The organism is Pseudomonas maioricensis (genome assembly GCF_022790535.1).
Taxonomy (GTDB): domain Bacteria; phylum Pseudomonadota; class Gammaproteobacteria; order Pseudomonadales; family Pseudomonadaceae; genus Aquipseudomonas; species Aquipseudomonas maioricensis.
Map to the genome: position 1 here is coordinate 46,794 of NZ_LOHG01000004.1, position 2,551 is coordinate 49,344.

Annotated in this window: 4 protein-coding genes; 3 read left to right on the plus strand and 1 reads right to left on the minus strand. The window is 59.9% G+C overall.

The window, feature by feature from the left end; translation table 11 throughout:
* The first annotated feature begins 37 nt into the window (after positions 1–37).
* Genes AUC61_RS07605 through AUC61_RS07615 form a run of 3 tightly spaced genes read left to right on the plus strand, consistent with a single transcriptional unit; the run spans position 38 to position 1,921 of the window.
* A complete protein-coding gene (locus AUC61_RS07605; RefSeq protein ID WP_243245361.1) occupies positions 38–1,027 on the plus strand; it encodes a 2-hydroxyacid dehydrogenase in 990 nt (329 codons plus the stop codon).
* 55 nt (positions 1,028–1,082) lie between these two features.
* Positions 1,083–1,520, plus strand: coding sequence for a hypothetical protein (locus AUC61_RS07610; RefSeq protein ID WP_122665887.1), 438 nt, complete (start codon positions 1,083–1,085; stop codon positions 1,518–1,520).
* The gene (locus AUC61_RS07615; RefSeq protein WP_243245362.1) at positions 1,517–1,921 is read left to right on the plus strand and encodes an META domain-containing protein; all 405 of its coding nucleotides are present in this window, start codon (positions 1,517–1,519) and stop codon (positions 1,919–1,921) included. Before AUC61_RS07610 ends, AUC61_RS07615 begins: the two co-directional genes overlap by 4 nt.
* 88 nt (positions 1,922–2,009) lie before the next feature.
* Here the strand turns inward: AUC61_RS07615 and AUC61_RS07620 are convergent, their stop codons facing one another.
* Positions 2,010–2,477, minus strand: a complete 468-nt coding sequence (locus tag AUC61_RS07620; protein ID WP_243245363.1) for a TlpA disulfide reductase family protein — start codon at positions 2,475–2,477, stop codon at positions 2,010–2,012.
* Positions 2,478–2,551: the final 74 nt, after the last annotated feature.

The following is a 2,551-nucleotide window of genomic DNA, read 5'->3' on the forward strand; positions in this document are numbered from 1 at the left end:
AGGATCCCGTATCTCCCCCAACTACAAGGAACCGTAGATGCGCATTTTGATCTTCAGCAGCCAGACTTACGACCGCGACAGTTTCCTTGCCGCTCGTCTGCCCGCCAACCTGCAGCTGCACTTCCAACCCGCACGCCTGACTCTGGAAACGGTCGCTCTGGCGGACGGCCACGAGGTGGTCTGCGCCTTCATCAATGACGACCTCAGTGCCCCGGTGCTGGAGCGTCTGGCTGCTGGCGGCACACGCTTGATCGCCTTGCGCTCGGCCGGGTACAACCATGTTGACCTGCCAACCGCACAGCAATTAGGGATCAGCGTCGTGCGGGTGCCCGCCTACTCACCACATGCCGTCGCTGAACATGCCGTCGCGTTGATCCTGGCCCTTAACCGCCGCCTGCATCGCGCCTACAACCGCACCCGCGATGGCGACTTCAGCCTGCACGGCCTGACCGGCTTCGATCTGGTGGGCAAAACCGTCGGCATCGTCGGCACCGGGCAGATCGGCGCAACCTTTGCCAGGATCATGTCCGGCTTCGGTTGCCAACTACTGGCATATGACCCCTTCCCCAACACACAGGTCGAGGCGCTTGGCGCACGTTACCTGAGCCTCGACGAACTGCTGCAACAGGCGCAAATCATCAGCCTGCATTGCCCGCTCACCCCGCAAACCCGACACCTGATCAATGCCCGTTCCCTGGCGACCATGCAACCCGGCGCCATGCTGATCAATACCGGGCGCGGCGCATTGGTCGACACCCCGGCCTTGAGCGAAGCATTGAAAAGCGGACAGCTGGGTTATCTGGGGCTGGATGTTTACGAAGAGGAAGCCTTGCTGTTTTTCGAAGACCGCTCCGACCACCCGCTGCAAGACGACGTGCTCGCCCGTTTGCTGACATTTCCCAATGTTATCGTGACCGCTCATCAGGCTTTTCTGACCCACGAAGCGCTCGGCGCCATTGCGCAGACCACGCTGGACAACATTGACGCCTGGGCCAGTGGTTCAGCGCAAAATCTGGTGGCGAGTTAGCGAGGGGAGAAATGGCGCATGTGCGTGATAGGATGCGCGCAATTTGGAGGACCTCATGGCCGAACACGATTTCCGTTACAGCATGCTCAACCCGCAACACACCCTGACCGAGTGCCGCACCCTGGCGCCCGGCCGCTATCAAGTGACCGGCAACGGCGGCTCGATCCACGACCGTGACGAGCTGCTAGTCACCATCAAGGGCAGTAAAACCCTGCACATGCGCCTGCAGGTCGAGAAGGTACGGCACCTGATCAACCCGCCGGGTCAATGGATTGCCGTGGCCAAGGGCCCGGTGTTCGACGAACTGGCTATCCATCAATGGAAGGTCAACTGCGACAGCTGTGGCGCAGTGCTGGACTTCGAGTTCATGGTCGACGCCAAAGCTGGCGTTGCCGCACAGAAACCTGCCGCCTCGGCACGCATCGCCGAACTGGGCTGGAAATCCGAAGGCGAGAAGCACGTGTGCAAGAAGTGCCAGGAGAAAGCTGCATGAAACCGTTTGTGCTGTCAGCACTGGCCGGTGCTGCCTTGCTGACCGGGTGTGCGTCCCAACCGCTGCCGATCAAGCATGATCAAAGCTACGTGCTGGAATGGATCGGCGAACGTCCGCTGATCGACAGCAGCCACTTGACCATGACTCTGGGTGCCGATGGCCGTGCTTACGGCAATGCGGGTTGCAACCACTGGTTCGCCTCGTACACCCTGCAGGACGAAACCATTACGTTTGGCGCCGTTGGCAGCACCCGCAAAATGTGCGCCCCGGCGTTGATGGAGCAAGAACAGCGCTTCCTGCAAGCGGTTGGCAAAGTCCAGCGCTGGGACATTTCCCCCATCGACCAACTGCGCCTGTGGCCAGCAGAAGGCAAGCCGCTGAGGTTCTGGGAAGAGGGTTGATCCCTGGGTTGCACCATTTCCGGTAGGAGCGAACTTGTTCGCGAGGCGATGGTGCAGCCGATAGAGGTTTTCTCCTGCCTATTGGGTTTCACCCCTCCCCGCGCAGCGCCTTCAGCTTGGCCGCTACACCCGCGGCGGTCTGTTCGCCCAGCAACTGCTCGCGCATTTTGCCCTTGTCGTCGATGATGTAGGTCACCGGTAATGCCTCACTCGGCGGCAGGTCATACTGCGCAGCCGGGTCCTGAGCCAATACCGTGAACTTGATGCCCAGTGCATTGCTGGCGGTTTTCAGTTCTTCGCCCTGCAAGTTGTCGAAGTTGACGCCAAGCACCGTCACCTTCTGGTCCTTGAGTTCTTCCGACAGGTGATTGAGTTCCGGGATTTCAACCCGGCACGGGCCGCACCATTCAGCCCAGTAATTGATCACCAGCCAATGCTTGTCGATACGCTCGCTGGCAACTTTCTGGCCGTTCTGGTCAGTCCCCAGATCCACGCCACACCCCGCCAGCAACATACTGCCGACCAATGCCGCTACTGCTGCCAATCGCCTCGCCATGTTGTTCCTCACTCCTATCAAACAAGATGCAATTTTCAGAGTTGACCCAAATCCTGTAGGAGCTCACCGAGGTT